This is a genomic window from Altererythrobacter sp. Z27 (assembly GCF_052683155.1).
Map to the genome: position 1 here is coordinate 2647173 of NZ_JBQYMC010000001.1, position 20356 is coordinate 2667528.

21 protein-coding genes, 1 tRNA gene and 1 other RNA gene are annotated in these 20356 nt (G+C 63.2%); 12 read left to right on the top strand and 11 right to left on the bottom strand.

From position 1 onward, the window contains the following. Positions 1-36: 36 nt before the first annotated feature. Positions 37-318, bottom strand: a complete 282-nt coding sequence (locus tag ACUJ47_RS12795; protein ID WP_445538766.1) for a DUF3297 family protein — start codon at positions 316-318, stop codon at positions 37-39. Between the two features lie 130 nt (positions 319-448). On the opposite strand from ACUJ47_RS12795, the gene ACUJ47_RS12800 reads away from it, so the two are divergent. Beyond that, positions 449-533, top strand: a tRNA-Leu gene (locus ACUJ47_RS12800). Positions 534-593: 60 nt separating this feature from the next. Continuing rightward, positions 594-2144, top strand: coding sequence for a trigger factor (gene tig, locus ACUJ47_RS12805; RefSeq protein ID WP_445538767.1), 1551 nt, complete (start codon positions 594-596; stop codon positions 2142-2144). Between the two features lie 18 nt (positions 2145-2162). Here tig and ACUJ47_RS12810 read toward each other — a convergent pair whose 3' ends face one another. Further along, positions 2163-3671, bottom strand: coding sequence for an amidase (locus ACUJ47_RS12810; protein ID WP_445538768.1), 1509 nt, complete (start codon positions 3669-3671; stop codon positions 2163-2165). Between the two features lie 133 nt (positions 3672-3804). Between ACUJ47_RS12810 and ACUJ47_RS12815 the strand changes: the two genes are divergently transcribed. The 3 genes from ACUJ47_RS12815 (at position 3805) to ACUJ47_RS12825 (ending at position 6729) form a co-directional block, all read left to right on the top strand. Beyond that, entirely contained in the window at positions 3805-4509 is a 705-nt protein-coding gene (locus ACUJ47_RS12815) for an ATP-dependent Clp protease proteolytic subunit (RefSeq protein WP_445538769.1), read from the top strand. 170 nt (positions 4510-4679) lie between these two features. Next, complete coding sequence (clpX, locus tag ACUJ47_RS12820) at positions 4680-5948, top strand: ATP-dependent Clp protease ATP-binding subunit ClpX (protein WP_445538770.1); 1269 nt, start codon at positions 4680-4682, stop codon at positions 5946-5948. A gap of 88 nt (positions 5949-6036) precedes the next feature. Beyond that, positions 6037-6729 carry an aspartate/glutamate racemase family protein gene (locus ACUJ47_RS12825; protein ID WP_445538771.1) on the top strand — a complete coding sequence of 231 codons (693 nt, stop codon included), beginning with the start codon at positions 6037-6039 and terminating at the stop codon, positions 6727-6729. 30 nt (positions 6730-6759) lie between these two features. Here ACUJ47_RS12825 and ACUJ47_RS12830 read toward each other — a convergent pair whose 3' ends face one another. The 4 genes from ACUJ47_RS12830 to mtgA all read right to left on the bottom strand — a co-directional run bounded on the left by ACUJ47_RS12830 (position 6760) and on the right by mtgA (position 9850). Next, entirely contained in the window at positions 6760-7533 is a 774-nt protein-coding gene (locus tag ACUJ47_RS12830) for an SDR family NAD(P)-dependent oxidoreductase (RefSeq protein WP_445538772.1), read from the bottom strand. 109 nt (positions 7534-7642) lie between these two features. Next, positions 7643-8137, bottom strand: coding sequence for a GFA family protein (locus ACUJ47_RS12835; RefSeq protein WP_445538773.1), 495 nt, complete (start codon positions 8135-8137; stop codon positions 7643-7645). 10 nt (positions 8138-8147) lie between these two features. Then, a complete protein-coding gene (locus tag ACUJ47_RS12840) occupies positions 8148-9101 on the bottom strand; it encodes a cation diffusion facilitator family transporter (protein WP_445538774.1) in 954 nt (317 codons plus the stop codon). Positions 9102-9106: 5 nt separating this feature from the next. Further along, positions 9107-9850 (bottom strand): monofunctional biosynthetic peptidoglycan transglycosylase, encoded by a 744-nt coding sequence (gene mtgA / locus ACUJ47_RS12845; RefSeq protein ID WP_445538775.1) that lies wholly within the window; start codon positions 9848-9850, stop codon positions 9107-9109. Positions 9851-9962: 112 nt separating this feature from the next. Here mtgA and ACUJ47_RS12850 point away from each other — a divergent pair, with 112 nt between their 5' ends. After that, the gene (locus ACUJ47_RS12850) at positions 9963-11297 is read left to right on the top strand and encodes an amidohydrolase (protein ID WP_445538776.1); all 1335 of its coding nucleotides are present in this window, start codon (positions 9963-9965) and stop codon (positions 11295-11297) included. A 53-nt stretch (positions 11298-11350) separates the two neighbouring features. On the opposite strand, the gene rpoH is transcribed toward ACUJ47_RS12850, so the two are convergent. Both rpoH and ACUJ47_RS12860 read right to left on the bottom strand, forming a co-directional pair. Next, positions 11351-12256 carry an RNA polymerase sigma factor RpoH gene (gene rpoH, locus ACUJ47_RS12855; RefSeq protein WP_445538777.1) on the bottom strand — a complete coding sequence of 302 codons (906 nt, stop codon included), beginning with the start codon at positions 12254-12256 and terminating at the stop codon, positions 11351-11353. Positions 12257-12379: 123 nt separating this feature from the next. Beyond that, positions 12380-13324 carry an RluA family pseudouridine synthase gene (locus ACUJ47_RS12860; protein WP_445538778.1) on the bottom strand — a complete coding sequence of 315 codons (945 nt, stop codon included), beginning with the start codon at positions 13322-13324 and terminating at the stop codon, positions 12380-12382. 16 nt (positions 13325-13340) lie between these two features. On the opposite strand from ACUJ47_RS12860, the gene ACUJ47_RS12865 reads away from it, so the two are divergent. The 5 genes from ACUJ47_RS12865 (at position 13341) to rnpB (ending at position 16139) form a co-directional block, all read left to right on the top strand. Continuing rightward, entirely contained in the window at positions 13341-13736 is a 396-nt protein-coding gene (locus ACUJ47_RS12865) for a M67 family metallopeptidase (RefSeq protein ID WP_445538779.1), read from the top strand. 130 nt (positions 13737-13866) lie between these two features. Beyond that, entirely contained in the window at positions 13867-14526 is a 660-nt protein-coding gene (locus ACUJ47_RS12870; protein ID WP_445538780.1) for a histidine phosphotransferase family protein, read from the top strand. Between the two features lies 1 nt (position 14527). Next, complete coding sequence (locus ACUJ47_RS12875) at positions 14528-15232, top strand: N-acetylmuramoyl-L-alanine amidase (protein ID WP_445538781.1); 705 nt, start codon at positions 14528-14530, stop codon at positions 15230-15232. Positions 15233-15307: 75 nt separating this feature from the next. Further along, a complete protein-coding gene (locus ACUJ47_RS12880; RefSeq protein ID WP_445538782.1) occupies positions 15308-15673 on the top strand; it encodes a carboxymuconolactone decarboxylase family protein in 366 nt (121 codons plus the stop codon). 45 nt (positions 15674-15718) lie between these two features. Further along, positions 15719-16139, top strand: an RNA gene (rnpB, locus tag ACUJ47_RS12885) — RNase P RNA component class A. A gap of 16 nt (positions 16140-16155) precedes the next feature. Here rnpB and ACUJ47_RS12890 read toward each other — a convergent pair. Then, a complete protein-coding gene (locus tag ACUJ47_RS12890) occupies positions 16156-17466 on the bottom strand; it encodes a UDP-glucose dehydrogenase family protein (protein WP_445538783.1) in 1311 nt (436 codons plus the stop codon). Then, positions 17463-18272, bottom strand: coding sequence for a metallophosphoesterase family protein (locus ACUJ47_RS12895; RefSeq protein WP_445538784.1), 810 nt, complete (start codon positions 18270-18272; stop codon positions 17463-17465). Before ACUJ47_RS12895 ends, ACUJ47_RS12890 begins: the two co-directional genes overlap by 4 nt. A gap of 268 nt (positions 18273-18540) precedes the next feature. On the opposite strand from ACUJ47_RS12895, the gene ACUJ47_RS12900 reads away from it, so the two are divergent. Continuing rightward, entirely contained in the window at positions 18541-19443 is a 903-nt protein-coding gene (locus tag ACUJ47_RS12900) for a TorF family putative porin (RefSeq protein ID WP_445538785.1), read from the top strand. Between the two features lie 81 nt (positions 19444-19524). On the opposite strand, the gene ACUJ47_RS12905 is transcribed toward ACUJ47_RS12900, so the two are convergent. Continuing rightward, positions 19525-20268 carry an SIMPL domain-containing protein gene (locus tag ACUJ47_RS12905; protein WP_445538786.1) on the bottom strand — a complete coding sequence of 248 codons (744 nt, stop codon included), beginning with the start codon at positions 20266-20268 and terminating at the stop codon, positions 19525-19527. Positions 20269-20356: the final 88 nt, after the last annotated feature.

Genomic DNA, 20356 nt, shown 5'->3' on the forward strand with positions numbered 1-20356 from the left:
GCCCTTATCTTGCCCGAAGGCAAGCCTCGTGCGGGCTCAGGCCTTGGCGACCGGCGGGCTCTCGCCCAAGTCTTCGTACCAGGCTTCGACCGGGCCGGTGAGCTTGATGGTCAGCGGGTTGCCGTGGCGGTCCATGCTCTTGCCCGCCTGCACGCGCACCCAGCCTTCGGAAATGCAATATTCCTCGATGTCGGTGCGCACGCGCTCCTTGAAGCGGATGCCGATGCCGCGCTGCAGCTTGTCGGCATCGAAAAAATCGCTGCGCGGATTCACCGACAGGCGGTCGGGCGGAGTGTCGTTTGTGGAATTCTCGGTCATGCGCGGGCCCTTAGTCGCGTGGAGTGAACCAAACAAGCGGCTTCCGCTTGCCCTTTCGCGTCGGCCCGACTAATGGCGCTCCCCTACACGCGAAGCGGGTTCCGTTTCGCGCGCAGCTTCGTTCGGGCTAGCGGGCGTGGCGGAATTGGTAGACGCGCTGGTTTTAGGTACCAGTATCGCAAGATGTGGGGGTTCGAGTCCCTTCGCCCGCACCAATTCGCTCGAACGTTGCTCTGTCATAGCGAAATTGTTGAAAAGGCTTCAGTTTTAATCCCATGCAGATCAAGGAAACGACCAACCAGGGCCTCAAGCGCGCCTATCAGCTGACGATCAAGGCAGGCGATATCGCCGCAAAGATCGAGGCAGAGATCAAGAAGATCGCGCCGCAGGTCCGCATGCCCGGCTTCCGCCCTGGCAAGGTGCCCGCGAATCTCGTCAAGAAGATGCACGGCGAACAGCTGCACGCACAGACTGTGAACGACGTGATCCGCGAATCGGTCGACCAGCTGATGAAGGACAAGGAGCTGCGCCCCGCGATGCAGCCCCGCATCGAGCTGGGCACGGGCTATGAAGAAGGCAAGGACGCGGAAATCGCCGTCGAGCTGGAAGTGCTGCCGACCATCGAAGCGCCGTCGACCGACGGGTTGAAGCTCGAAAAGCTGGTGGTGCCGGTGTCCGACGAAGCCGTCGACGAGGCGCTGCAGGGCATCGCCGGGCAGCAGAAGAGCTACAAGGACGCGCCGAAGACGAAAAAGGCCGCCGAAGGCGACCAGCTGATCATCGATTTCGTCGGCCGCCTGGGCGATGAGGAATTCGAAGGCGGCAAGGCCGAAGACGCTGCGCTGGTGATCGGTTCGGGCCAGTTCATCCCCGGCTTCGAAGAGCAGCTGGTGGGCGCGAAGACCGGCGACAAGAAGACCATCAAGGTCACTTTCCCCGCCGACTATCCGGCTGAGCACCTCGCGGGCCAGGAAGCCGATTTCGACATCAATGTGAAGCAGGTGAAGGTCGAAGGCGAAACCAAGGTTGACGAAGACTTCGCCAAGTCGCTCGGCCTCGAAGGTCTCGACCAGCTCAAGGGCCTGATCCGCGGCCAGCTCGAACAGCAGACCGCCGGGCTTACCCGTACGCAGATGAAGCGCGCGCTGCTCGACCAGCTTGCCGCCGGCCACGATTTCGAAGTGCCCGAAGGCATGGTGAACGCCGAATTCGACCAGATCTGGGCGCAGCTGCAGCAGGAAGCCTCGCGCGAGGAAAACCCGCAGGAAGCGCTCAAGGAAATCCAGAACGAGCGTGACGAATACCGCAGCATCGCCGAGCGCCGCGTGCGCCTGGGCCTGCTGCTGTCGGAAATCGGCCAGGCCAATGGCGTGGAAGTGACTGCGCAGGAAATGAGCATGCTGATCCAGCAGGCTGCCCAGCAGTATCGCCCGGAAGACCGCCAGCGGTTCGTCGACTATGTCCGCCAGGAACCGATGGCTGCCGCCCAGCTGCGCGCGCCGCTCTATGAAGACAAGGTCGTCGACTTCCTGTTCGACAAGGCCGACGTCACCGAGCGCGAAGTGACGCAGGAAGAGCTCGAAGCCGCGATCGAAGCGGACGAGACCGCCGAGGCGAAGCCTGCTCCGAAGAAGAAGGCTGCTGCCAAGAAGGCCCCCGCCAAGAAGGACGCTCCCAAGAAGGAAGCGGCCAAGGAAGAAAAGCCTGCGGCCAAGAAGGCTCCCGCCAAGAAGCCTGCCGCAAAGAAGGCAGAAGCCAAGCCCGCAGCCGAAAAGAAGCCGGCTGCGAAGAAGGCCCCTGCCAAGAAGGCTGCGGCCAAGAAGTAATCAGCTTGGGTCTGGCGGTCAGTCCGCCGGGTGCCAGGGTTTGAACGAGGGCGTGGGCAGCTTGGCTGTTCGCGCCCTTTCGTATGCGGCGCCCGCTTTCAGCACTTCGTGGTCCTGCCACTTCCCGGCAAAGATGCTGAAGCCCACCGGCAGCCGCTCAACCGCGCCCATCGGCACTGTGAGGTGCGGATAGCCCGCGATCGCCGGGAGCGAGCCTGCGCCGATCCCGCCGCCGAAATTGTCGCCATTGACGAGATCGGTCGACCAGGCCGGGCCGGTGGTCGGCGCGACCAGGAAGCTAACCTTGTGCTCGGCCATCAGGCGGTCGATACCATCTTCGCGCGTTGCCTTGAGATTGGTCTCGAGCGCTTGGCGATAGGCCACCTCGTCGGTCGTTCCCAGCGCCTGCTCGAACAAATCCTGCCCGAACCAGCGCAATTCCTGATCCGCATGCGTACGGTTGAATGCGACAAGGTCTGCCAGCGTGTCGGGCATGGCCGGATCGGGAAGAGTGGCGAGATAGGCGTTCATGTCGCGCTGCAATTCGAAAAGCAGCACGGTCAGCGAGCGGCCCCAGAAGCCCTCGGGATAGCTGTATTCGACATCGACCAGTTCCGCGCCCGCTGCCTCGAGATCGCGCAAGGCCTGTTCGAACAATGCGGTCACGCCGGGGCGACGACCGATCTGGTTGCGCATCACGCCGATCCGCACGCCCTTGAGCGAATAGTCGGCAAGGCCTGCGGTGAAATCGGTCGCGTGGCTGTCTGCATCGGCGGTTGCGGGGTCCGCAGGATCGCTGCCGGCGATCGCGCCGAGCAATTGCGCTGCGGCAAACACGCTGCGCGCCATCGGCCCTGCCGTGTCCTGCGTCGCGCTGATCGGCACGACATGGGTGCGGCTGACCATGCCGACAGTGGGCTTGAAGCCCACGACGCCGTTCACGCTGGCAGGGCAGGTGATCGAACCGTTGGTTTCGGTGCCGATGGCCGCCCAGGCAAAGCCTGCCGCCACGGCCGCGCCGCTGCCAGACGACGATCCGCAGGCGTTGCGGTCGATCGCATGCGGGTTGCGCGTAAGGCCGCCCACCGCGCTCCAGCCGCTGGTTGAATCATTGTCGCGGATATTGGCCCATTCGGAAAGGTTCGTCTTGCCCATCACCACGCCGCCCGCATCGCGCAGCCGCGCGATCATCGGGGCATCGCGGCCGGTCATATTGCCCTTCAGCGCCAGCGAACCGGCGGTGGTCGGCCATTCGGAGGTCTCAATATTGTCCTTCACCAGCACCGTGCGCCCGCCGAGCGAAGTTCCGGCATCGAAGGCTTCACCGGCTTCGCGCCCGACTTCCGGGTTGAGTGCGATCACCGCGTTGAGCCCGTTTTCTCCATCGTCCAGTTCGAGGATGCGCTGGTAGCGTTCGAGCGCATGGCGTTCGGCGATGTTGGGGCTTCCCGGAGGCGGTGCCGCATCCTGCGCGGCGACAGGGACAGAAGCGAGGGCGAGTGCGATCAGCGCGGCGTATGTCTGCATTGGCGCACACTGCCACCATGCGCATCCATTGCAAGCATCCACATGCTATTGCCAGTTCCAAGGGTTAACGCCCTTGAACATCGCGCCGCGCGGCCCGACATAGGCCCTCACGCAATTCTATGAGGAAGAATCGATGATCGACCTGCTCGGCAATTCCGGCGAAACCTATGGCGCCCAGGGCCAGTTCACCCGCGATCCCCTGACCGGGGCGCTGGTGCCGGTGGTGGTAGAGCAGACCAGCCGCGGGGAACGCAGCTTCGACATCTTCAGCCGCCTGCTGCGCGAACGCATCGTGTTCGTGACCGGCCAGGTGGAAGACAACATGGCTTCGCTGATCGTGGCCCAGCTGCTGTTCCTCGAAAGCGAGAATCCCTCGAAGCCAATCAGCATGTACATCAACTCGCCCGGCGGCGTGGTGACCGCAGGCATGGCGATCCACGACACCATGCAATACATCAAGCCGCGCGTTTCGACCGTGTGCATCGGGCAGGCGGCCAGCATGGGCAGCTTCCTGCTGGCGGCGGGCGAGCCGGGCATGCGCATCGCATTGCCCAATGCGCGGATCATGGTGCACCAGCCTTCGGGCGGCGCCCGCGGCATGGCGTCCGACATCGAGATCCAGGCGCGCGAAATCCTGCGTATTCGCCAGCGGATGAACGACCTTTACGTGAAATATACCGGCAAGAGCCTGACCGATATCGAGAAGGCGATGGACCGCGACACCTTCCTTGAGGCTGATGAAGCGCTCAAGTTCGGCATTGTCGACAAGGTCTTCGAAAGCCGCCCCGAAGGCGAAGGTTCAAGCGAAGCCGAAGGCTCGGGCGGCGCACCGGAGTAAGAATTCCGGGCTTTTCGCCTCTTTGCGGGACACCGGCGCCACGATCGGCGCCCGGCACCCCGGATAGCGCTACGCGGGGCCGCAAAAGCGTGCGCTATAGGTTGATTCATCATTATGCGGGTATAGATTGGCCGAATCCCCATATATTGGGGATTCAGGAATCCTAGGAAATGACCAAATTGAGCGGAACTGACAGCAAGAGCACCCTGTATTGCAGCTTCTGCGGCAAGTCGCAGCACGAAGTGCGCAAACTCATCGCAGGGCCCACCGTATTCATCTGCGATGAATGCGTGGAACTGTGCAACGACATCATCCGCGAAGAGACCAAGGCGGGGATCGCCGGGCGCAAGGAAGGCGAAGTCCCCACGCCGAAGGATATCTTCGACACGCTCAACGATTACGTGATCGGGCAGGACCGCGCGAAGCGCGTGCTCTCGGTCGCGGTGCACAACCACTACAAGCGGCTCAAGCACAGCGGCAAGGGTAACGATGTAGAGCTGGCCAAGTCGAACATCCTGCTCGTCGGCCCGACCGGTTCGGGCAAGACGCTGCTGGCGCAGACGCTGGCGCGAACGTTCGACGTGCCCTTCACCATGGCCGACGCCACTACGCTGACCGAAGCGGGTTATGTGGGTGAAGACGTCGAGAACATCATCCTCAAGCTGCTCCAGGCTTCCGACTACAATGTCGAGAAGGCGCAGCACGGCATCGTCTACATCGACGAGATCGACAAGATCACGCGCAAGGCGGAAAATCCGTCGATCACGCGCGACGTGTCGGGCGAAGGCGTGCAGCAGGCGCTGCTCAAGCTGATGGAAGGCACCACCGCTTCGGTTCCGCCGCAGGGTGGCCGCAAGCATCCGCAGCAGGAATTCCTGCAGGTCGACACGACCAACATCCTGTTCATCTGCGGCGGCGCCTTCGCGGGCCTCGACAAGATCATTGCCGACCGCCTGCAGAAGCGCTCGATCGGCTTCGGCGCGCATGTCGCCGATCCGGAAAAGCGCCGCGTGGGCGAATTGCTCGAGAAGAGCGAGCCGGAAGATTTGCTCAAATTCGGCCTGATCCCCGAATTCGTCGGCCGCCTTCCGGTGATCGCCACGCTGCACGACCTCGATGTCGATGCGCTGGTCCAGATCCTCAAGGAGCCCAAGAACGCGCTGGTCAAGCAGTACCGCAAGCTGTTCGAGCTTGAGGATGTAGAGCTGACCTTCACCGAGGAAGCGCTGCAGGCGATCGCCGAACGCGCGATCAAGCGCAAGACCGGCGCGCGCGGGCTGCGCTCGATCGTCGAAGGCATCCTGCTCGACACGATGTTCGACCTGCCCGACATGGACGGCGTGACCGAGATCGTGATCGACAAGGATGTGGTCGAAGGCCGCAAGGAACCGGTCCGCGTGATGCAGGGCAAGAGCGGCAAGAAGGAAGAGGCGGCCTGAGCGGTCACTGCCTCCTCTCGCGATGACACGATAATCTGATTGCGGGGCTCCTTCGGGGGCCCCGTTTGCTTTTGAGGGAACTGCCGGATTGAAAACCATCGGCCTGATCGGCGGAATGAGCTGGGAAAGCTCGGCGCAATATTACGCGATCATCAACCGCGCAGTGCGCGACCGCCTCGGCGCCCCGCACAGCGCCAGGATCCTGATGCACTCTGTCGATTTCGGCGAAGTTGAACGGCTCCAGCATGCGGGCGAATGGGATGCGCTGGGCGACATGATGGCTGACAGCGCGAGCCGGCTGGAAGCAGGAGGGGCAGAACTGATCCTGCTCTGCACCAACACCATGCACAAGCTGGCCGACCGGATCACGGCGGCAAGCGGCCTTCCTTTCCTGCACATCGTCGATCCCACCGGGGAAGCGATCAGGGCGCAGCGAATTGCGAAGGTCGGGCTGCTCGGCACCGCTTTCACCATGGAGCAGGACTTCTATCGCGGGCGGCTCGAAAGCGAGCACGGGCTCGAAGTGCTGGTTCCCGAAGCGGAGGACCGCGCCACGGTCCACCGGGTGATCTATGATGAACTGGTGGCGGGCATCGTCACCGAAAGCTCGCGCGCGGCCTATCGCGATGTGATCGCACGCCTCGTCGAACGCGGCGCGCAAGGCGTGATCCTGGGCTGCACCGAGATCATGCTGTTGGTGCGCGAGGAAGACAGCGCCGTGCCGCTGTTCGACACCACGCAATTGCACGCGCTTGCTGCGGTGGAGCAGGCGCTCGCCTGAATTGAACGAGTGACTGCGCCTCAGCGGGGCTCAGGTCGTCAACATCAAGCCACCGTCAGGGGTCAGCGTGGCCCCGGTGATGTAGCTCGCTTCGTCGGAGCAGAGGAAAGCGATCGCCCGGGCGATTTCCTCGGGCTCGCCCGCGCGGTGCTGGTGGACCCGCGTGATCATGCCCTGGTCGATCGCCGCATCGCCGATCGTGTCGCGAATGCGCTGGTGCATCGGCGTCTTGACCAGTCCGGGGCAGACGATGTTGACGCGAATGCCCTGCGGCGCAAGTTCGGCGGAAGCGGAGGTCGTCAGGCCGAGCTGGCCGTGCTTGGACGCGGCATAGGCCGTGGCTCCGGGCGATCCGAGGAAGGAGTTGACCGACCCGACATTCACGATCGCGCCGCCATTTCCGGCCTTGAGCATCGCCTTGGCCTCGTATTTCAGGCACAGGAAATTGCCGCGCAAATTGATGCCGGTGACGCGATCCCAATTCTCGTCGGGCATGTCGGTGAGCATCGAGATATGCCCTTCGATGCCCGCGTTGTTCACGGCGATGTCGAGCCGCCCGAAAGTTTCGACCGCATGGGCGACCATCGCCTGCACATCTGCGGAATCCGATACGTCGGTCCTGATGTGGCTGGCCTGCCCCCCGGCCGCGCGGATCGCTTCGGCATGTTCGGCAATGTCGTCGCCCCGGCGAGCCGCCAGCACGACGGCTGCTCCGCGTTCAGCGAGAAGTCTGGCGGTTGCCAGCCCGATCCCGCTGCTTGCGCCGGTGACTATCGCGACCTTGCCATCGAAACTGCCTGCCATGCTATCCCCTCCCGAACCTGTCCGGCGGTTCCGCCGGGATGGAGCAGGCTAGGGTCGAAGCGCCGGTCGCGCAATGGCGAGCATTCAGACCATTTCGGGGCGGCGATGGTTAACCTTCGCCCGCCTTGCGCCGCTCGACCAGGGCATCCATCCGCGCGATCTTGTCGGGCGCGAGAAGCTCGCGGAAGTCGTAATAGGCGTCGAAGTGCGGGATGCCTTCGGGCAGGGCGACCCAGGGCATGCGTTCTGCTACCCACACCGCCGCATCCGGCCTGATGTCGCGGCAATCGTCGAGCGTTCCCACGCGCAGCCCCGCTCCGAGCCTGCCGAGGCGCGGATAATGGCTCCACAATGCTGTGCCGCACTCGCTGCAACGGCAGATGATATGCGGCCCGCCGCTGCCGGCTGTAACCACATGCTCGGTCAGCTCGCCTGAAAGCAGCGTGATGCGGTCGCTTTCGAAGAAGGCGTTGACGACTGAGGTCGATCCGGTTTGCTGCTGGCATTGGCGGCAATGGCAGTTGTTGACGAAGATCGGATCGCCTTCGATCCGATAGCGCACGGCGCCGCATGCGCAGCCACCCTCGCGTTCACTCGCTGCCATGGCCTCTCTCCTAATCGTGTTCCCCTGCCGCCTTGCAACAGCCCGCCAGCCGCACACTTGCGACCTGCACGGTGACATGCACGATGCCGAAACGATGCTCCAGCGCATCCGAAAGCGACTGCAGGAAGGCGTCGCCGGGATGCCCGCCGGGCATGACCAGATGCGCGGTGAGCGCGGTCTCGGTGGTCGACATCGGCCAGATGTGCAGATCGTGGACGGCGCTGACGCCCGGGAGCGCCGCCATATGGCTGCGCACCGCTTCCTCGTCGATCTGTTCGGGCACGGCGTGCAGGCCCAGCTTGATGCTGTCTTTCGCCAGTCCCCATGTGCCCCAGCCGATCACCGCCACGATCAGCAGGCTTGTGACCGGATCGATCCACAATTGGTCCGTCAGCAGGATCGCCAGCCCGGCCACCACCACGCCAAGCGAGACCAGCGCATCGGCCGCCATGTGCAGGAAGGCGCCGCGAATGTTCAGATCGGTCTTGCGGCCGCGCATGAACATCAGCGCAGTGGCGGTGTTGATCGCGATCCCGATGCCCGCCACGACTACCATGGTCATGCCCTCCACCGGGGCCGGATTGAACAGGCGATGGATCGTCTCGAACAGGATCGCGCCGATCGCGATCGCCAGCAGCATGGCGTTTGCCAGCGCTGCGAGGATGGTCGAGCTCTTGAAGCCATAGGTGAAGCGGGGCGAGGGCGGCTTCTTCGCCGCCACGCTCGCCGCCCATGCCAGGATCAGCGCCAATACGTCGGATAGATTGTGCCCGGCATCGGCGACCAGCGCCATCGAGCCGGAAAGGATGCCGTATGTCGCCTCCACGATGACGAAAGCGGTGTTGAGCACAACCCCGACGAGGAATGCACGGCCGAAGTCTGCGGGCGCATGGCTATGGCCACCATGGTGGTGATGGCCATGGTCATGCCCATGATCGTGGCTATGTGAGTGAGTCCCGCCCATTGAAGTCAGTCGTAGACGCAGGAATCGAGCCCGTCACGCCTCACAACGCCCATGCGTGCCGCAATCATGTTGCCATAACGCCTTGTGAAGCCGCCGGGATTGACCACCGGGCGCTTTTTGGGGAGCGGCAGCGCGGCGGCCATGCGGGCGGCCTCGCTCCGCGTCATCCGTGCCGCCGAATGGCCGAAATAGCGCTGCGAACCGGCCTCTGCGCCATAGGTGGCGATGCCCGTCTCCGCGACATTGAGATAGACTTCCATGATCCGCCTTTTGCCCCAGACCTGTTCGATCAGGAAAGCGAACCAGGCTTCCATTCCTTTGCGGAAATAACCGCCGCCTTGCCACAGGAACACGTTCTTGGCGGTTTGCTGGGTGATGGTCGATCCGCCGCGGATGCGCCCGCCCTGCAGGTTGCGCGCCGCCGCCTTGGCGATCGCTTCAGTGTCGAACCCGTTATGGGTGCAGAACTTGCCGTCTTCCGCCGCGATCACTGCGGTGACCAGGTTCCGGTCGATATTGTCGAGCGATTCCCAGTCCTTGGTAAGCCCGCCTTCCTCCCACACCTTTTCGTCCAGCAGCATGGTCGCGGTGATCGGCACCGGCACCCATTTGTAGATCAGCACCAGCGCCAGGCTGATCGCCACGAAGCCGAGGATCCCCTTGGCCAGCCAGCGAAGGAGCGTGCGCCCGGGCGAGCGCCTGAGGTTGGCGAATCCCTCGCGGATGGCGGGAAGAAATGCAGTGCGCATGCTTTGTCGATTAATCGCGCTGCGGCGGCTGCGCAATCATCATACATGTGCGCTTGCGCGCGAAGTGCGAAGCTGCTTGGAATGCGCCGAGGTCGAATTCAGGAGAGACTCGATGAAACTGATCCGCAAGGCGATGCTGGCCGCGGCACTGGGCGCGGCATGGGCGGGCACCCCCGCAATGGCCAATGACGATGCAATCGCTGCCGCCGTGAATGCGGATTACGACGGATATCTCGACGAGTTGTTCGTCCACTTCCATCTCAACCCCGAGCTGTCCTTCCTCGAGACGAACACCGCGGCGCGAATGGCGGCGGAACTGCGCGCCGCCGGGCTGGAAGTGACCGAAGGCGTCGGCGGCACCGGCGTGGTGGGCATGCTGAAGAATGGCGACGGGCCACTGATCCTGCTGCGCGCGGACATGGACGGCTTGCCCGTGCCCGAGAAATCCGGGCTCCCCTATGCCTCGACCGCGAAGCAGGTGGGGCAGGACGGGGTCGAATATCCCGTGATGCATGCCTGCGGCCATGACGTGCACATCACCTCGATGGTGGGCACCGCGCGCCGCCTGATGGCGATGAAGGACAAGTGGAGCGGAACGCTGATGTTCGTGGTCCAGCCCGCTGAAGAGCGCGTCGGCGGGGCGCGGGCGATGGTCGAAGACGGGCTATACGACCGCTTCGGCAAGCCCGACTATGCGGTGGCCTTCCACGTGTCTTCGGAACTGCCGACCGGAATGGTCTCCGCATCCGAAGGCATCCAGTATTCGAGCGCGGATTCGGTCGACATCGTGGTGCCGGGCATCGGCGCGCATGGCGCCAGCCCGCATGCGGGGCGCGACCCGGTCTACATCGCATCGCAGATCGTCACCGCGCTGCAATCGATCGCCAGCCGCGAAACCATGCCGCTCGACCCGGTGGTGGTGACAGTGGGCGCATTCCATTCGGGCACGAAGCACAACATCATTTCGGACCGAGCGGACCTGCAGCTGACAGTGCGCGCCAATGACGAGAAGGTGCGCGCCGCCACGCTCGCTTCGATCGAGCGGATCGCGGTCAATATCGGGCGTGCGCACGGCCTGCCCGAAGACATGCTGCCCAAGGTGACGGTCAGCGAAGGCACTCCCGTGACCAATAATGACCCGGCGCTGGCGCGGCGGCTCAACGCGGCGATGAAGCGGACCTTCGGCGAGGAATCGGTTCCCGATTTCAAGCAGAAGGGCATGGGCGCGGAAGACTTTGCTTTCTTCGTGACCGAGGATCTGGGCGTTCCGGGATATTATTTCGCGGTGGGCGGCACCCCGGCCGAAGCCTTCGAGGCGGCAGCCAATGGCGGCCCGCCGGTGCCTTCGCATCACTCGCCGTTGTTCAAGATCTCACCGCGCGAATCCGTGACGGTGGGCACCCGCGCGATGATCGCGGCGGTGCTGGACCTCGCGCCCGCCGAATAGCGGCACAAAAAAAGGGGCGAAGAACCGCCCCTTTTTCATCGTTTCGGTGACTGTCAGGCGATGCCCGGAAGCAGCCGTTCGCCGGCAATGCGCTGCATCGCCTTCTGTAGCTTTTCAAAGGCGCGCACTTCGATCTGGCGGATGCGCTCGCGGCTGACGTTGTATTGCTGCGAGAGCTCTTCGAGCGTCTGCGGGTTCTCGGTCAAGCGGCGCTCGGTCAGGATGTGCCGCTCGCGCTCGTTGAGCGCATCCATCGCTTCGGACAGCATTTCATGGCGCATGTCGGCTTCTTCGGCATCGGCGACGAGCTCATCCTGCAGCGGACGGTCATCGGTCAGCCAGTCCTGCCACTCGCCCGAACCTTCCTCGCCATGGCGCATCGGCGTGTTGAGCGAACCGTCGCCGCCCATCATCATGCGCCGGTTCATATTGATCACTTCCTGCTCGGGCACGCCGAGATCGGCCGCGATCTTGGCGACATCGTCAGGATGCAGGTCGGTGTCCTCGTAGGCGTCGAGGTTCTTCTTCATCCGGCGCAGGTTGAAGAACAGCTTCTTCTGCGCGGCGGTGGTGCCCATCTTCACGAGGCTCCAGCTACGCAGGATGAATTCCTGCATGCTCGCCTTGATCCACCACATGGCATAGGTGGCGAGGCGGAAGCCGCGATCGGGCTCGAACTTCTTCACACCCTGCATCAGGCCCACATTCCCTTCGGAAATGAGGTCGCTGACGGGCAGGCCATAGCCGCGATAGCCCATCGCGATCTTGGCCACGAGCCGCAGGTGGCTGGTCACCAGCTGTGCAGCCGCTTCGGGATCGTCATGTTCCTGGTAACGCTTGGCGAGCATGTATTCCTGCTCGGCCGTGAGTACGGGGAATTTCTTGATCTCGGAGAGATAGCGGTTGAGGCTCTGCTCACCGCTCAATGCCGGAACCGTCGGGTTCTTCTTAGTGCTCACTTCTTCCCTAACCTTTCTTGCGTCGACCCTTCGGTGCCGGACCCCTGATGGGCGTCCGCTGGTGAGGGCCACACGGTTACATATAGACGCATCTGTCGCGTTTTGCAGTGCGATTCATCGATTTTAACGAGCGGTTTGGCCGATCAGTTCCCGCATGTCGGCGGGCAATTCCGAGGTAAATTCCAGCCATTTGCCGCTCACCGGGTGTTCGAAACCGAGCGATGCTGCATGCAAAGCCTGCCGGTTGAAGCCCAAGTCCTTGAGAATCGACCGCAATTCGGATGGAGTGCGTCCATATAACGGATCTCCCAATAGCGCATGGCCGATTGACGCACAGTGAACGCGCACCTGGTGGGTTCGCCCCGTTTCCAGCCGGCATTCGATCAAGGCGGCAGACCTGAGCTTTCTGATTACCTTATAGTGCGTAACCGCGTGTTTCCCGCGTGAGGAATTCTTGTCGAGCACGGCCATTTTCTTGCGGTTCGCATCGGAACGGCCGATTCGCGTGGCGATCGTGCCTTCGGGCGGGGAAGGGTGCCCGGCGCAGACCGCGAGATAGCGCCGCTCGATCGAATGGTCCTTGAACTGGCGTGCAAGCCCCTCATGCGCGACATCGCTCTTGGCGACAACCAGCAGCCCCGAAGTGTCCTTGTCGATGCGGTGGACGATGCCGGGGCGCGCTACCCCGCCGATGCCGGAAAGCTGCCCGCGGCAGTGATGCAGCAGGGCGTTCACCAGCGTTCCGTCGGGATTGCCCGCCGCCGGATGCACCACCATGCCCGCAGGCTTGTCGATCACGATCAAATGCTCGTCTTCGTAAACCACTTCGAGCGGGATATCCTGCGGGCGCGCTGCGGCTTCGGCTGCGGGCGGCACTTCGACCGTGTAGGCCGCGCCTGCCGCGACCTTTGCGCTGGCGCTGGTGGCGGGCTTGCCCCCGATTGCCACCATGCCTTCCGCGATCAGCGCCTTGATGCGTTCGCGCGATAGCCCGCTCGCCTCGGCCAGCGCCTTGTCGAGGCGGCCGGGTGCGGCAATGGTGCCGGTGATGACATTCGCGTCGCTCATGCTAGGGCAATGGGGCATGCATATCGAAGTGACAAGCGATGTGATCGCACGGATCGAAGCCGCCGCCCGCGCCGCCCATCCGCGCGAATGTTGCGGGATCCTGTTGGGCACTGGCAATCGCTTCACCGAGGCGCGGCTTGCCGCCAATGTCCACCCCGAGCCTGAAACGCATTTCGAGATCGATCCGCAGGCGCTGATCGATGCCCATCGCGCTGCGCGTGACGGCGGGCCGCAAGTGCTGGGCTATTACCATTCACATCCCACCGGCGCGGCCGAACCTTCCACCACGGACCGGGCAATGGCGTCGGGCGATGGCCGGGTCTGGGCCATTATCGGCCGCGACAAGCTCCTGTTCTGGCAGGACACAGCGGATGGCTTCCGGGCGCTTTCCTACCTAGTCGAAGAAAGCTAGGGATTGCACATGTCCGCGCGATCGCTTGCCCCTTTCCCCAGCCACCTTGCCGATGCGGGTGGTGGGGCAGGTTTTTTCAACTTAGACAGTGTCGCATGTGTCGCGCCAATTCAGGTGAAGCCGTCAAGCAATGAATGATACCTCCGCAACCGAACTCGCCGCGCTCATGTGTTCGCGCCTGTGCCACGACATGCTTTCGCCCGTGGGCGCGCTGTCGAACGGGCTGGAACTGCTCGCCGACGAGAAAGACCCGGAAATGCGCGCGCGCTGCATCGAATTGCTCGAGCAGAGCGCGCGGATCAGCACCGGCAAGCTCAAGTTCTTCCGCCTCGCCTTCGGTGCGGCAGGCGGCTTTGGCGATGCCGTTCCGGTCGAGGAAGCGAAAGGCGTGATCGAAGCGCTGGTGGCCGAAGCCCGGCGGGTCGAGCTCAATTGGGCGATCGACGGAGCGAGCCTGCCCAAGCCCGCGGTCAAGGTGATGCTCAACCTCGCGCAGATCGCGCTCGACGCGCTGATCCGCGGCGGTACTCTGGACATCGGGGCCGAGCTGCATGACGGGAATTACGAGATCGTGGTGCGCGCCAGCGGGGACAAGATCGCTTTCGACGAGACGATCGGCCGTGCTCTCGAAGGCAATCTCGCGCCGGGCGAATTGTCGAGCCGCACGGCTGCCGCGCATATGATCGCCATCCTTGCCGAGGAATGCCGCGGCGGCCTGCAATACAAGCGTGATGACGGCACGCTGGTGATGGGGGCAGTGATCCCCCAGCCCGACGGGATGATCGGCTGAAATGGACGATGAGCTGGTCCATCGCGAGCGGCTGTCTCCCAATTTCAACGACCGCGCGCTGCCGATCAGCATGGTGGTGCTGCATTATACCGAAATGAAGCCGGTCGAGACCGCGCTCGACAGGTTGTGCGATCCCGAAGCGCAGGTTTCCGCGCATTATTTGATCACCGAGGAAGGCGAAGTCACGCGGCTGGTGCCTGAAGAAAAGCGCGCCTGGCATGCGGGGGCGTCGTTCTGGCGCGGGCACAAGGATGTGAACTCGGCCAGCATCGGCATCGAGCTCGATCATCCGGGCCATGCGCTTGGCTATCGCCCGTTCGCCGAAGAGCAAATCGATGCGCTGATCCCGCTGCTCCACCGTATCCAGCGGCAGTATGATATCCCGCGCGCCAATGTGGTGGGCCATTCCGATGTCGCCCCGGCGCGCAAGACCGACCCGGGCGAACTCTTCCCCTGGGACAGGCTGGCCGAATACGGGCTGTGCCTGCCAAGGCCCAGGATCGAACTGGGCGATCCGTTCGACAATGACGGCGCATTCTATCTCGCGCTCGAGCGCTTCGGCTACGACATCACAGACGGGCACAAGGCGGTCGAGGCGTTCCAGCGGCGCTGGCGGCCAGAGCGGATCAATGGCGAGATCGACGGGCAGCTCCGTGCGATCCTGTTCCAACTGCTGCTCGATCGCGACCGCGGGGTGACGCGCTGAGGGAGATTGACCTCGATCAATGAGGGCGGCGGGGCGGATCAACTAGTCAGGGATCGAAAACAGGAGGCAGCACTCATGGCGCATACCGAATTCAAGGACTGGCCGGCGATGGCCGCAAACCTGATCCCCGCAATCCGCGAACTGCACAAGGGCGCGCCGGGAGTGATGAAGGCATTCCGCGAAATGGGCGCCGCCGCGCATGAAGCGGGCGCGCTCGACCCCAAGACCAAGGAACTGTTGGCGCTCGGGATTGCAGTGGCGGTGCGCTGCGATCCGTGCATCACCTACCACGTCGAAGGCGCGCGCAAACACGGCGCGTCGCGGGCGGAGATCGCCGAGACGATGGGCATGGCTGTCTATATGGGTGCGGGGCCAGCCGCGATGTATGCTGCGCAGGCGCTCGAGGCCTACGACCAATATGTCGACAAGGCCGCGGAATAGGAGGCGGCTTCCCTAATCGCTGCGCCATCCCTATATGCGCCATTGCCAGGGGGCCGGGCAGCCGCGTTATCGCAAGATACCGAGGAAAGTCCGGGCTCCACGAAGCAAGGGTGGCGGGTAACGCCCGCCCGGCGAGGCTTTCGGGCCGAAGCCGAGGGAAAGTGCCACAGAGAGTATACCGCCGATGGCCCCTAAAGGGCACAGGCAAGGGTGAAAGGGTGCGGCAAGAGCGCACCGGGGCGCTGGCAACAGGGTCCGCATGGCAAACCCCACCCGGAGCAAGGCCAAATAGGGGCCTCCCGCCCCGGACTTGATCCGGGACAGGGGCGTTTCGCCCCGAGAGGCCCGGGTTGGCTGCTTGAGCCATGGAGCGATCCATGGCCTAGATGAATGGCTGCCCTTGCGGGGCTGATGTGCAAGCATATCGCCCGCAAGACAGAACCCGGCTTACAGGCCCCCTGGCAAACTCTCCGCTATTCGGTTCAAGCCCGTCCGATGCTTTCGTAGATGAAGCCGGCGGAGCGCATATCGTCGGGGTTGTAGATGTTCCTGAGATCGACCAGCAGCGGGGCCTTGGCGAGCGCCTTGACCCGGTCGAGGTCGAGCGCGCGGAAGGCATCCCATTCGGTCACGATCACTACGGCGTCGGCGCCTTCGATCGCGGCATAGGGGCTGTCGCACATCGCCACGTCGGGCATCAGCGGGCGCGCCAGCTCCATGCCTTCAGGGTCGTAGGCGGCGATGCTCACACCGGCGTCGCCGAGCGTCTCGGCGATGTCGATCGAGGGCGAATCGCGCATATCGTCGGTGTTGGGCTTGAAGGTCAGGCCAAGCAGCGCGACCCTCTTGCCGCGCGCGGCCGCATCACCGCCCAGCGCATCGATCACCTTGTTGCCCATCGCGCGCTTGCGGTTGTCGTTGGCCTTGACCACCGCTTCGACGATGCGAACCGGGCTGTCATAGTCCTCGGCGGTCTTGAGCAAGGCCAGCGTGTCCTTGGGGAAGCACGATCCGCCATAGCCCGGCCCGGCATTGAGGAACTTCGAGCCGATGCGGCCATCCATGCCGATGCCGCGCGCCACGTCCTGCACATTGCCGCCTGCCTTTTCGCACAGGTCGGCCATCTCGTTGATGAAGGTGATCTTGGTCGCGAGGAACGCGTTGGCGGCGTATTTGATAAGCTCGCTCGAGCGCCGGTTGACGAACAGGATCGGGCTCTCGTTGAGGAACAGCGGACGGTAGACTTCGCGCATCACTTCGCGCCCGAAATCGTCCTCGGCCCCGATCACGATCCGGTCGGGGCGCTTGAAATCGCCGATCGCCGCGCCTTCGCGCAGGAACTCGGGGTTGGAGACAACCGAGACCTTGTGCGGCGTTCCGCTGGCCTGGATAATCCGCTCGACCTCGTCACCCGTTCCCACCGGCACGGTCGATTTGGTCACGACGACGGCATCATTGGCCAGGCTCTCGCCAACTTCCCTCGCTACGGCATGGACGAAGGACAGGTCGGCATGGCCATCGCCCCGGCGGCTGGGAGTGCCGACCGCAATGAAGATCGCCTGCGCACCCTTGATCCCTTCGGCAAGATCGGTGGTGAAGCTCAGACGACCGGCCTTGACGTTGTTTTCGACCAGCGCATCGAGCCCCGGCTCATAGATCGGCATGATCCCCTGATGGAGCCGGTCGATCTTCGACTGGTCCTTGTCGATACACACGACGTCATGGCCGAAATCGGCAAAGCAGGCGCCCGAGACAAGGCCAACATAGCCCGATCCCACCATTGCGATTTTCATTGAGCAAGTTCCTTGCGCTTGATCTTGATGCGGCCTTCCTTTTCGACCGCCTGAATGGTGCGTCGCTGGTCCCCTTCAAGCACGAGCGCGGTGAGAATTCCGGTGCGGAAGGCTCCGGTATCTACTCCGATGCGATGGGGCCTGTCCTCCACCTCATCGAAGATCGTGTGTCCATGAACCACAACCTTGGGCAGCGGCCCGCGGTGCCGCAGGAACCGCTCGCGGATCCACATCAGGTCGCTGCGGCGTTGCTGTTCGAGCGGCAGGTTCGGGTCGATCCCGGCATGGACGAAAACATAATCGCCCGCGACGATCATATCTTCGAATCCGGCGATGAATTCGCGGTCGGCCTGCGGCACGATCTCGGGGAGGCGTTCGAACAGCTCTTCCAGCGAAAGCTTGCGATATTCCTTGCGCGGCAAGCCGTAGCTCAGGATCGTCTCGCGCCCGCCGTGCTTGAGGAAATGGCGCAGCACTTCCGCATCCTGGAAGGATTCGAGAAACATCTCTTCATGATTGCCCGCGATGATGCGGACGGGGCGCTTCTTGCGCCACTTGCGCGCCCGCTTGATCACACCGGCGCTTTCAGGGCCGCGGTCGATCAGATCGCCAAGCAGGACGACATGCGTGACCACCGAATCGGCATCGGCCGTGTCAGCTTCGATCGCCTCGACCAGCGCATCGAAAAGGTCGCATCGCCCGTGGATGTCGCCGACCACGTAATAGCGTTCGCCCCCCGGCACGCAGGGGCGCGTCGTTTGCGTGGCCTCGCGGCGGAACAGCTTGTTCAGGGGCGCTAGAATCATGGTTCTGGGATCAGTCCGGATCAGGCGAACGCCTTAGGCGACGCGGGCCATAACGGCAACCGAGTGGCACATGCGAAGGGGTGGCCGGTGCGAGTGGTGCAGAAAATCAACACTGTTGAAGCTTTGCAGCATGTCGCGCAATTTCCCTTGTGCGTTGCAGCAAATGTGTGCACGATTATTGCGTCTCCGGAAGAGATTGCCCGCAAATAGAGGCGACCTATCGGATACGCAGGTGGGACGAAGCAACAAAACAACGAAGGAAGTTGTCATGCTCACGTCCATTCGCGGCATCGTTGCCGCAAGTTTTGCAACCGGCCTCGCGCTCTCCGCAGCGCCGGCATTCGCCGAAACCTCGGCACCCGAAACCGAATTCGATCTTGCCGCCGTGCAAGCTGCGGCTGACGTCACTGTCAATGTGGCTGACCTTGAGGCTGCCACTCCCGCGGTCGACTATTCCCAGGTGAACCGCGCTGGCGATGAAAGCAGCGTCGAAATCTCGGGCAACGTCGCGCTGGTCAGCGAATACCGCTTCCGCGGTGTCGATCTGTCGGGCGGCGATATTGCCGTCCAGGGCGGCATCGACGTGTCGCACAGCTCGGGCTTCTATGTGGGCACCTGGGGTTCGTCGCTCGATGAAACCACTGTCGGCTATGGCCACACCGAACTCGACGTTTACGCCGGCTTCAGCGGCGATCTGGCTGAAGGTGTCAGCTTCGATATCGGTGCGCTCGCCTATCTCTACCCCAATGCCGGGGCGGGCGATTACGACTACATCGAAGCCTATGGTTCGGTCGGCTTCTCGATCGGTCCGGCTGAAACGACTCTTGGGGTCGCCTATGCGCCCAAGCAGGATTCGCTCGGCGGGACGGACAATTTCTACATCTACACCGACCTTGCGTTCGGCATTCCGGAAACGCCGTTCTCGGTCACCGGCCATGTCGGCTACACCGATGGCTTCCTGACTTTCACCAATGACGGCAAGGCATTCGACTGGTCGATCGGGGTTGAGGCCGCAGTCGCCGGTCCGGTGAGCTTTGGCATCGCCTATGTTGGCGTGGAAGGCAGCCCGTCGCTTCTGGATGACGGCGGCACGCCGGCCGATCCGCTGGACGACTTCGTCTACAATTTCACCGATGACGCAATCGTGTTCACGATCAGCGCGAGCATCTGATCGCGCTTCAGCGTTAGTTCGCGTAAATAGAAGGGGCGCTGGCCATGCAGGTCGGCGCCCCTTTCATTTCCTGTGCTGGGTTCACTCGAGCGCGAAGTTGACCGTCGTGACCACGCGCACCTTCTTGTAGGGGCTGTCACTCACACCCCATCCGCCGCTATCGCCATCGCGTGCTTCGATCGTGAAATAGCCCTGCGTCGCATTCATGATCGCGCCGACCCCGGCTCCGCTGTCCTTGGCGAATTGCTCGGCAGCGGCGCGCGCGTCACGTGTGGCCTCGGCCACCATCTCGGGCTTGATGTCGTTTAGCCTCGTGAAGCTATAGGCCATGGCTGACCCTTCCTCGAGGAACACGCCACGGCTTACGAGGTCGAATTGCTGCGCGACCGCTTTTTGCGCGCGCGCGATATCGCCGCTTCGCAACGCCAATCGCTGGCGAACGGTGTATTGGGTTGTGCCGTTCTGGGTGTAGCTCGAAACATTGGCTCCGGTCGGTTGCAGCGCATCGTCGGGAAAGCCGAGTCCATCGAAGAACTGCTCGATAGCTTGGGTGTCACGCCGCACCTTGGCTTGCGCGGACGCCAGGTCGGTCGAGGTAGCGGAATAGGAGATCGTCCAGGTGGCGAGGTCTGCGGTGACGTCATGCTCGGCAAGGCCGCGGACTGTCACCGAACGTTCCGCTTCTTTCGCGCGCAGGAGGCCGTCGCCCAATAGATATCCAGCCGAAGCGAGCCCCAGTGTTACGATCATGGCTGTGCCGAACCATCGCAGGGTAACCGGATCGCGCAGGAATGTGCCCCCGTGAAGGGCGCTTGTGGGTTGCATGCCAGGCTCATTCATCGCATCTTCCTCCCGGAGCTAGTGCTGCGGTGAACCGTGCATTATCATCGATGAACCGTTTTTGAATGAAGGC

Coding starts and splice junctions, on each gene's coding strand:
- ACUJ47_RS12875 (WP_445538781.1), top strand. CDS start 14,528: ATGGACGATGAGCTGGTCCATCGCGAGCGGCTGTCTCCCAATTTCAAC.
- ACUJ47_RS12860 (WP_445538778.1), bottom strand. CDS start 13,324: ATGAGCGACGCGAATGTCATCACCGGCACCATTGCCGCACCCGGCCGC.
- ACUJ47_RS12880 (WP_445538782.1), top strand. CDS start 15,308: ATGGCGCATACCGAATTCAAGGACTGGCCGGCGATGGCCGCAAACCTG.
- ACUJ47_RS12810 (WP_445538768.1), bottom strand. CDS start 3,671: ATGCAGACATACGCCGCGCTGATCGCACTCGCCCTCGCTTCTGTCCCT.
- ACUJ47_RS12905 (WP_445538786.1), bottom strand. CDS start 20,268: ATGCAACCCACAAGCGCCCTTCACGGGGGCACATTCCTGCGCGATCCG.
- ACUJ47_RS12830 (WP_445538772.1), bottom strand. CDS start 7,533: ATGGCAGGCAGTTTCGATGGCAAGGTCGCGATAGTCACCGGCGCAAGC.
- ACUJ47_RS12835 (WP_445538773.1), bottom strand. CDS start 8,137: ATGGCAGCGAGTGAACGCGAGGGTGGCTGCGCATGCGGCGCCGTGCGC.
- ACUJ47_RS12840 (WP_445538774.1), bottom strand. CDS start 9,101: ATGGGCGGGACTCACTCACATAGCCACGATCATGGGCATGACCATGGC.
- ACUJ47_RS12870 (WP_445538780.1), top strand. CDS start 13,867: ATGAATGATACCTCCGCAACCGAACTCGCCGCGCTCATGTGTTCGCGC.
- clpX (WP_445538770.1), top strand. CDS start 4,680: ATGACCAAATTGAGCGGAACTGACAGCAAGAGCACCCTGTATTGCAGC.
- ACUJ47_RS12815 (WP_445538769.1), top strand. CDS start 3,805: ATGATCGACCTGCTCGGCAATTCCGGCGAAACCTATGGCGCCCAGGGC.
- ACUJ47_RS12895 (WP_445538784.1), bottom strand. CDS start 18,272: ATGATTCTAGCGCCCCTGAACAAGCTGTTCCGCCGCGAGGCCACGCAA.
- ACUJ47_RS12890 (WP_445538783.1), bottom strand. CDS start 17,466: ATGAAAATCGCAATGGTGGGATCGGGCTATGTTGGCCTTGTCTCGGGC.
- ACUJ47_RS12850 (WP_445538776.1), top strand. CDS start 9,963: ATGAAACTGATCCGCAAGGCGATGCTGGCCGCGGCACTGGGCGCGGCA.
- tig (WP_445538767.1), top strand. CDS start 594: ATGCAGATCAAGGAAACGACCAACCAGGGCCTCAAGCGCGCCTATCAG.
- ACUJ47_RS12795 (WP_445538766.1), bottom strand. CDS start 318: ATGACCGAGAATTCCACAAACGACACTCCGCCCGACCGCCTGTCGGTG.
- mtgA (WP_445538775.1), bottom strand. CDS start 9,850: ATGCGCACTGCATTTCTTCCCGCCATCCGCGAGGGATTCGCCAACCTC.
- ACUJ47_RS12865 (WP_445538779.1), top strand. CDS start 13,341: ATGCATATCGAAGTGACAAGCGATGTGATCGCACGGATCGAAGCCGCC.
- ACUJ47_RS12900 (WP_445538785.1), top strand. CDS start 18,541: ATGCTCACGTCCATTCGCGGCATCGTTGCCGCAAGTTTTGCAACCGGC.